This window comes from Pandoraea morbifera (genome assembly GCF_902459575.1).
Taxonomy (GTDB): Bacteria; Pseudomonadota; Gammaproteobacteria; order Burkholderiales; family Burkholderiaceae; genus Pandoraea; species Pandoraea morbifera.
Window position 1 is genome coordinate 348,378 of the sequence record NZ_CABPSD010000003.1, and the last position, 12,671, is coordinate 361,048.

Consider the following 12,671-nt stretch of genomic DNA (forward strand, 5'->3'; position numbering starts at 1 on the left):
CGACGGTGGCTCACGATGCGAGGCCGCCGGTCCATGCGTCGCGCGATCGCCTATTTAGCCATGGCGGCAGCATCGAGCGGCGTATGAGCAGCGGTGCCGGCGGCGGACGTTTGCGCCAGCACCGGTCTGAGCGCAATGCCGGTGTGACTTGCCGCCACCCTGGCCAGCGCATCGGGCGAAGTTGCCGCCACGACGGTGCCGCCGTCCTTGCCACCCTCCGGGCCCATATCGACGATCCAGTCGGCCTCGGCAATCACATCCAGGTTGTGCTCGATGACGACGACCGTGTGCCCGCCGTTCACCAGACGATGCAGCACGTTGATCAAACGCGCCACGTCCGCCATGTGCAGGCCCACCGTCGGCTCGTCGAGCACGTAAAGCGTGTGCGGCGACTTCTGTCCGCGGCGGGTGACGTCGTCACGCACCTTGGTCAGTTCCGTCACGAGCTTGATGCGCTGTGCCTCACCGCCCGAGAGCGTCGGCGAGGGCTGGCCCAGCGTGAGGTAACCCAGCCCGACGTCCTTCATCAGTTGCAGCGGATGCGCAATGCTGGGCATCGACGCGAAGAACGCCACGGCCTCATCGACCTCCATCGTCAGCACGTCGCCGATGCTCTTGCCACGCCACGTGACCGCCAGCGTCTCGGCGTTGAACCGCTGGCCGTGACAGACGTCGCACAACACCTTCACGTCCGCCAGGAAGCTCATGCCGATGGTGCGCACACCTTGCCCCTCGCACGCCGGACAACGTCCTTCGCCAGTGTTGAAGGAAAAGCGCGATGCCGAGTAACCGCGCGCGCGCGCTTCGAGCGTATCGGCAAAGAGGCGCCGAATCGTGTCCCAGAAGCCGATGTAGGTTGCCGGGCACGAGCGCGGCGTCTTTCCGATCGGCGTTTGATCCACTTCGAGCACGCGATCGATCGCTTCCCAGCCGGTGACCGATTCGCAGCCGTGCCACGCGTGGACCACCGGGCGCCGCGGCTCGGCGGTCGCCTCCGATTTCGCGCGCGGCTTGCCGTCGGCCTTCACGGCATGACGCACCGTTCCCTTGCGGGCGCGCCGTTCCGCCGGCGACGACAACACGGAGCGTCCCACGGCGTCGAGCAGATTGGTCATCAGCACGTCGCGCGCCAGGGTCGACTTGCCCGAACCCGATACGCCGGTAATCGCCGTGAGCCGCGAGAGCGGCAACGACGCCGTGACATGCTTCAGGTTGTGCAGCGTGGCGCCGTGGACGGTCAGCCAATACGGCGGCACGGCATCGACGCCCTTCGCCGGCGCCACCACTTCGCGGCGCGGGGCGATCGGGTGCTGCAACGGATGCGCGAGGAACTGACCCGTCAGCGAATCGGGATGCGCCGCCAGATCGGCCACGTTGCCCTGCGCGACGAGCATACCGCCGCGCTTGCCCGCCCCCGGGCCGATATCGATGATGTGATCGGCCCGACGAATGGTGTCCTCGTCGTGCTCGACCACCACGAGCGTGTTGCCCTGATCGCCGAGCTTGCGCAGCGCGCTGAGCAGAATGCCGTTGTCGCGCGGATGCAAACCGATGGTGGGTTCGTCGAGCACGTAGCAAACGCCCTGCAGATTGCTGCCGAGCTGCGCCGCGAGACGAATGCGCTGCGATTCGCCACCGGAGAGCGTCGGCGCTGCGCGATCGAGCGTGAGATAGCCAAGCCCGACTTCCTCCAGGAACGCCAGACGCCCCTGAATCTCGCTGATCAGATCGCGTGCGATGCTCGCATCGCGCCCCTTCAGTTCGAGGCCCTGAATCCAGACGCGCACGTCGGTGACGGTCCACTGCGCGACATCGGAGATCGCATTCTCATCGAAGGTCACCGCGCGCGCGACCGGATTCAACCGCGCGCCGTGACAATCCGGACATGGCTGATCGCCGACGTCTTCCGGCTCCTGCTCCTGCGATGGCAGCGAGTGCTCGCGCCCGCGATTGTCCTGATTGAGCACGGTGTCGTCGAACGCCTCGCGCTGCTCGCGCGTAAGCGCCAGCCCCGTGCCGACGCATGTGGCGCACCACCCGTGCTTGCTGTTGAACGAGAACATGCGCGGATCGAGATCCGGGTAGCTCGTGCCGCACACCGGGCAAGCGCGCTTGACCGAGAACACTTCGATGTCGCCCACCCCTTCGCCCGCCCCTTCGCCCGGCAGCGCGCCGTTCATGGCGTCGCCGAGACCGTCGAGCGGTGCGAGCAGGTGCATCACGCCCTTGCCCAGTTCGAGCGCCGCCGCCAATTGCGTGCGCAGCAGCCCTTCGTTCTCGGGCGTGACCACCACGTCGCCCACCGGCAGCTCGATGGTGTGCTCGCGAAAGCGGTCGAGCTTCGGCCATGGGTCAACGGGCAGGAACACGCCGTCGACGCGCAGGTGGGTATGGCCGCGCGCCTTGGCCCACTTGGCCAGATCGGTATAGATGCCCTTGCGGCCGACGACGAGCGGCGCGAGCAAACCGACATGCTGGCCGCGACGATCGCGCATGAGCTGGGCCACGATGGAATCGGGACTCTGTGCCGTAACGGGCGCGCCATCGTGGATACAGTGCTGAATACCAAGCTTCACGTACAGCAGCCGCAGGAAGTGCCATACCTCCGTCGTCGTCGCCACGGTACTCTTGCGCCCGCCGCGCGAGAGCCGCTGCTCGATGGCCACGGTGGGCGGAATGCCATACACGGCGTCCACCTCCGGACGCCCGGCCGGCTGCACGATGGAGCGTGCGTAGGCGTTGAGCGATTCGAGGTAGCGGCGCTGCCCTTCGTTGAAGAGGATGTCGAATGCAAGCGTCGACTTGCCCGAGCCGGAGACGCCGGTGATCACGCTGAACTTGCCGCGCGGAATGGCGACATCCAGCGACTTGAGATTGTGCTCGCGCGCATTGACGATGCGAATGTCGTCGCCGCCCGCCGGCTTGCGGTGCGCCCGTGCCGCACGCAGCGCCGTTTGCAGCGGCATGCCCGGATCGCTCGCCCCGCCCGCCACGGCCTGCGTCGGCGCCACCACGGTGCGTTCATAGTCCGCCAGCGCACGACCGGTGTGCGAGCCTTCGCATGCCACGACGTCGGCCAGCGTGCCCGCGCACAAGACTTCACCACCGCCTTCACCGCCCTCCGGCCCCAGGTCGATGATCCAGTCGGCGGCGCGCACCACATCGAGATTGTGTTCGATGACCAGCAGCGAATTGCCACCGTCGAGCAACTTGGCGAACGCCCGCATGAGCTTGGCGATGTCGTCGAAGTGCAGGCCGGTCGTGGGCTCGTCGAAGATGAAAAGGCGACCGCGATGCGCCACCTTCTGTCCGCTTGCCGTCTTCTTCTGCGCCGCCTCGGCGAGGAACCCCGCGAGCTTCAGGCGCTGGGCCTCGCCGCCCGAGAGCGTCGGGACCGGCTGGCCGAGCTTCACGTATTCCAGACCCACGTCGACGATCGGCTGCAATACGCGCAGCACGTCGCGATCCGACGAGAACAGTTTGACGGCTTCGTTGACGGTCAGCTCGAGCACGTCCGACACGCTCAGCTCGCGCATCGCCTCGCCGGGTACGGCGCGCTGAATCTTCACGTCGAGCACTTCTGCGCGATAGCGTTTGCCGTCGCAATCGGGGCAACGCAGGTAGACGTCGCTCAGAAACTGCATCTCCACGTGTTCGAAACCCGATCCCCCGCATGTCGGGCAACGTCCGTTGCCGGAGTTGAAGCTGAACGTGCTCGCGTTGTAGCCGCGTTGCAGGGCGACCGGCTCGGCCGCGAACAACTTGCGGATCTCGTCGAACGCGCCCACGTAGCTTGCCGGATTCGAGCGTGCGGTTTTGCCGATGGGCGACTGGTCGACGAACACCACGCCCGCGAGTTGTTCGGCGCCGACGAGCGAATCGTGTGCGCCCGGCGCCTCGGTCGGATCGCCGAAGTGACGCGCGAGCGCCGGACTGAGAATGTCCTGCACGAGCGTCGATTTTCCGGAGCCCGACACGCCGGTCACGCACACGAGGCGCCCGAGCGGAATGTCGACGCTGACGTGCTTGAGGTTGTGCTCGCGCGCACCGGTGAGCGAGAGACGCGGCGTGGCGTCGTCGACGGGACGCGCCCGCCAGTTCGACGCATTGGCCACGTGCTTGCGCCCGCCCAGGTAACTGCCGGTCAACGTGTCGGCGCTGCGCACCTCGTCGGGCGTGCCGTCGAACACAATGCGGCCGCCGCGCTCGCCGGGGCCCGGCCCCATGTCGATGACGCGGTCGGCCGCGAGCATCACGGCCGGATCGTGTTCGACCACGACGAGCGTGTTGCCCGCATCGCGCAGCCGGTGCATGGCCGCAACGATACGGTCCATGTCGCGCGGATGCAGGCCGATGCTGGGCTCGTCGAGCACGAAGAGCGTGTTGACGAGCGACGTGCCGAGCGCGGTCGTCAGGTTGATGCGCTGCACTTCGCCGCCCGAGAGCGTGCGACTCTGGCGATCGAGCGTGAGGTAGCCGATCCCCACGTCGCACAGATACTTCAGGCGCGTGCCGACTTCTTCCTGCAACAGCTTCAGGGCGTCGTCGAGCAGGCTCGACGGCAGGGTCAGCGAATCGAAGAACTGCCGCACGCGCGAAATCGGCATGAGCATCAGGTCGTGCATCGTCAGGCCCGGCAACGCCTCGAGCTGCTCGCGCGACCACGACACCCCGTGCGGCATGAAGCGCTGTGCGGGAGGGAGCACGGCGTCCGCGTTTTCCCTGGTGCCCAGGCGCCACAGCAGCCCCTCGGTCTTCAGACGCGCGCCGCCGCAGGTCTCGCACGTGGTGTAGCTGCGGTACTTCGAGAGCAGCACACGGATGTGCATCTTGTACGCCTTCGACTCGAGATAGCCGAAGAAGCGACGAATGCCGTACCACTGCTTGTTCCACTCGCCCCTCCACTCGGGGTCGCCCTCGATCACCCACTCGCGGTGTTCGGGCGAGAGCTTCGACCAGGGTGTATCGCGCGGAATGCCGGCCTTGCCGGCGTACTCGAGCAGATCGTCCTGGATTTCCTTCCATGCCGGCGTCTGGATGGTTTTCACCGCGCCGCCGCGCAGCGTCTTGCGCTCGTCGGGAATCACCAGTCCGAGATCGACACCGATCACCCGGCCGAATCCGCGGCAGGCTTCGCACGCGCCGTAGGCCGAATTGAACGAGAAGAGCGCGGGTTGCGGATCGGCGTAGTGCAGATCGCTATCCGGGCAATGCAGGTCCTGCGAGTAACGCCAGATCTCGGGCTCGCCGTCGTCCACCGGCAGATAGACGTTCAAGCGCCCGCGGCCGCGCTTGAGCGACGACTCGATGGCCTCCATCGCGCGCGCTTTCTCCGTGTTCTGCAAACGGAACCGGTCGGCAACGACGTCGAGCACCTTGCGGGCGCCCTCGGCCGTGGCGACCTCCCGCTCGGCCTGCACGCGCGTGTAGCCCGACGCCGAGAGCCATTGCTCGACTTCGTCCGGGGTGACGCTGGCGGGCAATTCCACCGGGAACGTGACGACCAGGCGCGGATCGCCCTGCGCGGTGCGCGCCATGAGGTCTGCGTAGATCGTCTCGGGCGTGTCGTGACGCACCGGCTGCGCGGTGTCGCGATCGAACAGCGCCGCCGCGCGCGCGAAGAGGAGCTTGAGGTGATCGTTGAGTTCGGTCATCGTACCGACCGTCGAGCGCGAGCTGCGCACGGGGTTGGTCTGATCGATGGCAATCGCGGGCGGCACGCCCTCCACATGGTCGACCTGCGGGCGGTCCATGCGGTCGAGGAACTGGCGCGCATAGGCGCTGAAGGTCTCGACATAGCGGCGCTGACCCTCGGCGAACAGCGTGTCGAAGACGAGGCTCGACTTGCCGGAGCCGGAAGGGCCGGTCACCACCGTCATCTCACCGGTCTGGAGATCGACGTCGAGGTTCTTGAGATTGTGCTGGCGAGCGCCGCGAATGCGAATGGCGTGGCTGGCCGACGGGTCGGGTTTCGAGGAGGACTTATCCACTTGATATCGAGGCCGCTTGATTGACTGACGATGACAGCGTGACGTCTGACGGCGCGCGTACGCGCCTCGGGGGAACTACTGTATCAGGCCGATGCGACAGTCGCTGGCAGCATACGGACAACGCTCGGCACGGATCGATTGTACTGTATATTTGTACAGCAAATGCCATTCCCCCACGGCCGGTGTTCCTACTTCGCGAGCCTCGTGCGAAAGCCTCGCCGCCAAGCCCGGCAGACCGTTGTCGCCGAGCCGGGCTCAGGCCGGTTGCGATGGAGTAGCATGGCGACATCGAGGCTTTCTATCGCACGACATGGGCGCAATTCTCGCGGCGCGCGGCACCATCCGGCGCTTCCGCATTCGTCTGACGTCCCGTCTCGGCCCGACGCATGCCGGCGACGGACCGCTCCCGACCACGACGCGGCGCGCCCGCGGTACCGGCACCATCGCCGCATTGCTGCTGCCGGTCCTCCTGCTGGCCGCCTGCGCGGGTGCGCCGCAACCGCCCCGCACGTCCGCGGAGTCCGCGCCAGGGACCTCGGTCCCGCGCGAGAACATCGGCCGCTTCCCCATCGAACATTACGATCAGAACGTCGATCACTGGATTCGCCCAGACGCGCCCGGCCATGACCGGCCGCTACTTTCCTCGCAGGCACAGGCGCGACGTTTCGAAGCGTTTCGCGCGCGCTACTTCGGCACCGGGCCGCGCGATCCCTCGCCATGGAACGGCATCTGGCTCACCGCGTCGCTGCTCGATGCCGCAAGCCTCCAGCAGATCGGCGATTCCCAGGCGCGGCGCGTCAGGCGCTTCGACAATGGCGCGACCGGCGTGCGCAAGACTTACGGTGAGAATTTCCAGCCGCACACCGTCGCATGGATCCGGACGATCGAAGCCAACATGGCGCTCTCGCAACTCGATCCCGATCGCGCGACTTCGGGATACGATGCGCGCCGCCGCGGCATCACGGTGGACAATGCACTGGTGCGGCAACTGCCCACGAACGATCCCGCGTTCTACGACTTTCGCGAAGCGGGCGAGGGCTATCCGTTCGACGCCTTGCAGGACTCCGCGCTGCGTCCCGGCACACCGGTCTACACGCTGGCGCGCAGCGTCGACGGTGCGTGGCTGCTCGTCTATTCGCCCGACCTGATCGGGTGGGTGGACGCGCGCACGGTCGCATCGGTGGACGAGCGCTTCGTTACCACGTGGCGCAGCGCCGCCTTGCAACGACTCGGCGCCATCGTGCGCGCCAATACGCCGCTCGCCGATGCCGCCGCCGACGCCCCGGCCCCGATTTACCGGACGTTCGCACCCATCGGCACCGTACTCCCGCTCATCCGCGCGGCCGATGGCCGCCAGGCCGCGATGTTTCCGGTGGCCGACATCGAGCGTCGCGCGCAGATCCGCACGGCGGCGCTCGACACCGACACCTTCGTGGCGATGCCCTGGACCCTTACGCCGCGCCATCTCGCACAGGTAATGAAGCAGCAGATCGGGCGTCCGTACGGGTGGGGCAACACGCTCTTCTACAACGATTGCTCGGCCGAGACACGCAGCCTGTTCGCGCCGTTCGGCGTGTGGCTGCCCCGGCATTCCTCAGACCAGTTGCGCGCCGGAAAGCGCACCGACCTGCGCCACGCCGACATCGACACGCGACTGCGTACGCTCTCCGAGCAAGGGCGGCCGCTCATGACACTGATCCACATCAATGGGCACATCATGCTGTATCTGGGCAATGCCCAGCGAGATGGCGAGAGCGTGCCGATGACGTATCAGAACGTGTGGGGACTCTCACCGGCCGACAACAGTCGCCGCAACGTGATCGGCGGCTCGGTGATACTTCCGTTGCTCAAGACCTATCCGGAAGATCCGCAGGCGCGGTCGCTCGCGGGCAAGCCGCTATTCGAAATCAGCGTGATCGGGGCGGAAGATGCGGCAGGACAACCCCGGGGAGAAGCCATGCGAGCGCCCGGTCTCGATTCCCAGGAAGAGATGCCGCAGTAGTGCTGTAGTGCAGTCTCGCGGGTGTACGGCAGGCAGACGGGTGAAGGCCGGTTTTCCCGAGACGTTCGAGACAGGCGGCGGGCTCGCGTGCCGTGCACGACATCGCGAGCCTCGTGGACTGACGACGGTTACGCCAGGGCAGTCACGGCAATTTCCACATCGATACCGTCGCGCATGAGCGGCGACTGCACGCAAGCGCGCGTGGGCGCGTGGCCTTCCGGCACCCAGGCATCCCAAACGGTATTGAATTCGGCGAAGTGCCTGGCGTCCGACAGCCAGATGTTGGCCGTGAGAAGGCGCGTCTTGTCCACACCCGCCTCGGCGAGCAACCCGTCGATGCGCTCCAGAATCTGCTGCGTCTGCTCGGTAATCGACAAGAGGTTGACATCCGGCACCTGGCCGGCCAGATACACCACGCCGTTGGCGATCACGATCTGGCTCATGCGAACGTTGGTGTGCAGACGCTTGATTTGGTTCGACATTGGGGGGCACCGTAAAGAAGACGCGGGCCGGGAGTGGCCCGAGTGCCGCTATCTTAAACGACGGGTATCGCAACGCCCGCACACCCCACGATCCGCGTCACTGCCGGATGAGCGCCATCGCGCAGTCAAGCACCGTGCGCTTCAGATCGGCCATGCCTTCCGGCGGCAGGAACGGCCCCATCATGTGTCGGTATGACACGGTCTTGCTGATGGCTGACGTCAGCATGAAGAACATCACGTCGGCATCCTGCACCGGTCGGTGCTGCGTGACGAGCCAGTCGGACACGAGCGGCACCATCGCATCGCGGTACGGACGCACCAGCCGTTGCGTGATGATGTCCAGACGCTCGCCCTCCTCGGTGGCCGCGGTCGAGAAGAACATGCCGACGTCCGGATTCTCGAACACCGCTTCCACGAACTCGCGCACCGCCTGCTCGAGTCGCTCCGCTGGCGCCATCTCGGACTGACGCAGCAGGTGCGTTTGCTCGATCAGCGACTGCGTGAGCGTGGCGATCTGGTCGACGACGGCAATCCAAAGCGCTTCCTTCGACCCGAAGTGATGCGAAATCAGCGCCGCATCCACGCCTGATGCTTCGGCGATCTGCCGCACGCTGCTCGCATAAAACCCACGTTGAGCAAAAATACGCCGCGCGTTGAGCAGCAACGCATCGGCGCCATGCGCGCAGTCGCACGTCGGGCGTCCGCGAGAACGCTTGCGGGGTGAATCGGCTTGCGAGACGGCTTTTTCAGGAGTCATTGAGCGATGGGGTAACGATTTCGCAACAGCAATGCGCCAAGTCTACCCGACCCGAACGCACCTGCCTGCCCAGACACATCCCATTTGACACGCCGGGGACACGCTCTATATTATGCCCTTATTCATCACTTGTTGAATTTGACATTTCCCCCCAAATGTCTCGCGCGAACCGAATCGTGATCGTCGGTGGCGGTATCGCCGGCTTGATGCTGGCAACGCGCCTGGGCCGCACGCTCGGGCGCGACGGGGCCGCGCGCGTGACGCTCGTCGATCAGCATCCCACGCATCTTTGGAAGCCAATGCTGCACACCGTGGCCGCTGGCACGCGCGACGTCGCGCACACGCAGGTGGCGTATCTCGCCCATGCGTGCGGCAATGGCTTCACGTATCAGGCGGGACGGCTGTGCGGGCTGGATCGCGCGCGCGGCGAAATCGTGCTGGGGGAGATGGTAGCGCCGGACGGTTCGCGCTTGCTGGGCGAGCGGCGCGTGCCGTACGACGCCCTCGTGCTCGCGCTGGGCTCGCAGGCCGACGACGCCTGTCTGCCCGGTGTGCGCGACGTATGCCACTTCATCGACAGTCAGACGCAGGCCGAGGCCTTTCACGCGGCGCTGCGCTGCGAAGCCCTGCGCAGTGCCGTGAGTGACGACGCAGTGCGCATCGTGATTGCCGGAGGCGGCACCACGGGCGTGGCGCTGGCGGCGGAGTTGAGCCGCACGTTCGCATTGGCCGCGGGGTACGGCGATCCTCAGATTGGCGAGCGCCTGAAGCTCACGCTGGTGGAGGGCGGTCCGCGGGTGCTGGGCGCCTTTCCGCCCGGGGTTTCTGCCTCGACGCAGGGGCAGCTCGAAGCGCTGGGCTTTCGTGTCCTGACGGACACCCGCATCGTGTGCGCCGATCGCGATGGTTTCTATCGCGACGACGGGCAGTTGATCCCGGGCGATCTACTGGTGTGGGCCGCTGGCATGAAAGCGCCCGACGTGCTGGCCGGCATCGGCGGTCTCGCGACCAACGACGCGAACCAGATCATGGTGCGTCGCTCGTTGCAGAGCGCGCAGGACGAGCGGATTTTCGCGCTAGGCGATTGCGCGTCGCTCACGTCGTCGGACGATGAACGCGGACTGCCGCCGACCGCTCAGGTGGCAACACAACAGGCGGCGCATTTGAGCCGTCACTTTGGCGCGTGGCTCGAGGGCCGCGCAATTCCGCCGTTCGCTTATCGCGATCCTGGCGCGTCGGTGTCGCTCTCGGGCTACAACGCGTGCGGTGCGCTTGGGCGATTCGGCTTTTTCAAAGGTGGCATCGTGCGCGGATGCTTTGCGCAATGGAGCCACGCCATGTTGTATCGGCGTCATCAGCAAGCGTTGCACGGGTTCGCCCGCGCCACGATGTTGCTGGGGGCGGAAAAACTCGGCGGCCCTCGCGGGCCGCGCATCCGGCTGGCCTGACTATGCGAAGCGACCGAACCAACTGTTCCAACCGAAGCGGCGGCAGCCGCGCTCCCGTCAACGCCTCGGCGACCTCCCGCGCCTCGCGCGCCGCACGTGCCTCGGTGCGTGACAAGGGCGTGTGGCAGCACACCGTGGCGATGCTCGATGCCGAGCCCATGGTGTGCCTGCCGGTCATCCCATACACGCGGCGCGCGCCGATCGTGCGCGTGCTGGAAATTTCCAGCGAACTGACGATCACCGTGTCATGGAACGACGCCATGGGCGGCAACTACGGCGCGCAGATCTGGCGCATCCGCAAAGCGAATCATCCGGGCGTTTGTGCGTTGACGGGGGCTTCGATCGACGTGGGCGATTTCGTCTACCGGCCGCTGTTCGGCGACGTACCGCCGCTCAACGCCGACGCCATGATCTCGGCCGACGCGATTCGCACCATGCGCGCCTCGGAGAGCCGCGAGCTGGAAGCCGCCCTGTGAGGCGGGAAACCGCTCGGTGAGGCACGACCAACCCACGCGCTGAAAAGACCGATCCCCCCCGATCCCCGTTTCCTTTCAGCGTGTTGCCGCCCTTCGAGGGCGGTTTTTTTTTGCTCGGCATTTCCGGGCCAGCGATTTACGGTGGTTACCGAGGTTACGACCGTTACGCCGCACACCGCCGGATGCGGTGGCATTTGGGATTACCCTTCGGTCATCGCGTCAAGCGCTTCACAATGGCATCGACCAGCCCCGGTCAGTGCCGTATTTGCGCAATGCCCCCTCACACGGAGACCATCGCCGATGACCAAGCCACACCTCACGCTGTTTGCCTCGCTCGTCGCCACCGCCGCCATTGGCTGGATGGCATTCAGTGCGCGCAGTTTCGCGGCCGAGCCGGACGACGCGACAACTCGGACGAATCCCCGTCAGGAGGAGATCCGGTCGCTGGTCGACAACACCATCCGCCCGCTCATGGCGCGGCAGGACATTCCCGGCATGGCCGTCGGCATTTTGTTCGACGGCCACACGTACGTCTTCGACTACGGCGTCGCGGACAAGGCCGCCAACAAGCCCGTGACCGCCGACACGCTGTTCGAGATCGGGTCGGTCAGCAAGACGTTTACCGCCACCCTCGCCGCCTATGCGCAGGCCGACGGGGCGTTGTCGCTCACCGACAAGGCGAGCCGCTTCGCCCCCGAGTTCGCCGGCACGCCGTTCGGCGACGTCAAGCTCGTGAACCTCGGCACGCACACCACCGGCGGCATGCCGCTCCAGTTGCCCGACAACGTCCGTACGACCGACCAGATCACTGACTACCTCAAGGCGTGGAAGCCCGCGAAGCCGACCGGGACCGTGCGCACGTACTCAAACGTCAGCATCGGCGCGCTCGGCTGGCTCACCGCACGGGCCATGCAAGGCGACTTCGCGACACTAATGACGGAACACGTCTTCAAGCCGCTCGATCTGCGGCACACTTTCATTCGCGTGCCCGAGGCCGAACAGGCGAACTACGCGTGGGGCTACAAGGACGGCAAGCCGGTTCGGGTCACACCCGCGCTGTTCGAACCGGAAGCCTATGGCGTGAAGACGACCGCCGCTGACCTGCTGCGCTTCGTCAATGCCAATCTCGGACAGCCGGTACCCGATCGCAAATTGCGCCATGCGATCTACACGACTCGCACCGGCTATTACTTCGACGCCCCCATGACGCAGGATCTGGTGTGGGAGCAATACCCGTATCCCGTGACGCTCGACGCCCTGCTCGAAGGCAATTCGTCGCACATGGCGCTCAACGCCACGCCGGTGCGGGAACTCTCCCCGCCGATGGCGCCGACACCGGTCGCCTGGGTCAACAAGACCGGATCGACGAACGGCTTCGGCGCATATGTTGCGTTCGTGCCGTCCAAACAGATGGGCATCGTGCTGCTGGCGAACAGGAATTACGCGATGGACGAGCGCATCCGCGCCGCGCATCACATCCTGACGACGCTCGACGGCGCCAGGCCCTGACAGCGGA

General features: G+C 66.2%; 7 protein-coding genes. 4 read left to right on the forward strand and 3 right to left on the reverse strand.

The genetic code is table 11. The annotated features are described in order from the left end of the window. Positions 1-50: 50 nt before the first annotated feature. Positions 51-5,990: an excinuclease ABC subunit UvrA gene (uvrA, locus tag PMO31116_RS07680; protein WP_174970964.1), complete on the reverse strand. Its 5,940-nt coding sequence runs from the start codon at positions 5,988-5,990 to the stop codon at positions 51-53. A 310-nt stretch (positions 5,991-6,300) separates the two neighbouring features. Here uvrA and PMO31116_RS07685 point away from each other — a divergent pair, with 310 nt between their 5' ends. Beyond that, positions 6,301-7,992, forward strand: coding sequence for an SH3 domain-containing C40 family peptidase (locus tag PMO31116_RS07685; protein ID WP_150566194.1), 1,692 nt, complete (start codon positions 6,301-6,303; stop codon positions 7,990-7,992). A 128-nt stretch (positions 7,993-8,120) separates the two neighbouring features. On the opposite strand, the gene PMO31116_RS07690 is transcribed toward PMO31116_RS07685, so the two are convergent. Together PMO31116_RS07690 and PMO31116_RS07695 are read right to left on the reverse strand one after the other, a co-directional pair. Next, positions 8,121-8,474 (reverse strand): RidA family protein, encoded by a 354-nt coding sequence (locus tag PMO31116_RS07690; RefSeq protein WP_150566195.1) that lies wholly within the window; start codon positions 8,472-8,474, stop codon positions 8,121-8,123. A gap of 97 nt (positions 8,475-8,571) precedes the next feature. Then, complete coding sequence (locus tag PMO31116_RS07695; protein ID WP_023598233.1) at positions 8,572-9,231, reverse strand: TetR/AcrR family transcriptional regulator; 660 nt, start codon at positions 9,229-9,231, stop codon at positions 8,572-8,574. Between the two features lie 155 nt (positions 9,232-9,386). Between PMO31116_RS07695 and PMO31116_RS07700 the strand changes: the two genes are divergently transcribed. From PMO31116_RS07700 to blaPNC, 3 genes are all read left to right on the forward strand, one after another. Beyond that, positions 9,387-10,679: an NAD(P)/FAD-dependent oxidoreductase gene (locus PMO31116_RS07700; protein WP_150566196.1), complete on the forward strand. Its 1,293-nt coding sequence runs from the start codon at positions 9,387-9,389 to the stop codon at positions 10,677-10,679. Between the two features lie 2 nt (positions 10,680-10,681). Further along, on the forward strand, positions 10,682-11,155 hold the full coding sequence (locus PMO31116_RS07705; RefSeq protein WP_174970967.1) for a DUF3331 domain-containing protein: 474 nt from the start codon (positions 10,682-10,684) through the stop codon (positions 11,153-11,155). Positions 11,156-11,455: 300 nt separating this feature from the next. Further along, on the forward strand, positions 11,456-12,664 hold the full coding sequence (gene blaPNC, locus PMO31116_RS07710) for a PNC family class C beta-lactamase (RefSeq protein ID WP_150566198.1): 1,209 nt from the start codon (positions 11,456-11,458) through the stop codon (positions 12,662-12,664). The last annotated feature ends 7 nt before the right edge of the window (positions 12,665-12,671 follow it).